Genomic DNA, 250 nt, shown 5'->3' on the forward strand with positions numbered 1-250 from the left:
TTGGCCGAGGCACATGCGGAGGTCACCCCGAACACCGGCCCGCGCAAGCCGAGGCTCAAGCTAAGATGGACGGAAGCGGCGCTGGGCATCACCTTTACTCCAGTGAAGAGTTCAGCACGGATTGCGCTACCCAAAAGCAGTGAGCGGTAAGTTTGTTCTGTTGCGTATGAACCGGTAAATCCGACGCCCACTGTCGCGCCGAAGCGATGGGCATTCCCTTCGTCGCAGGAAAGTCCGGCCTGCCGCATGG

General features: G+C 60.4%; 1 protein-coding gene. It reads right to left on the reverse strand.

Translation table 11 applies throughout. The annotated features are described in order from the left end of the window. Positions 1-250: beta-ketoacyl synthase N-terminal-like domain-containing protein (locus tag E5X88_RS33580; protein WP_287088977.1), on the reverse strand; the 250-nt coding region annotated here is incomplete at both ends.

This window comes from Mesorhizobium sp., assembly GCF_004962245.1.
Classification (GTDB): domain Bacteria; phylum Pseudomonadota; class Alphaproteobacteria; order Rhizobiales; family Rhizobiaceae; genus Mesorhizobium.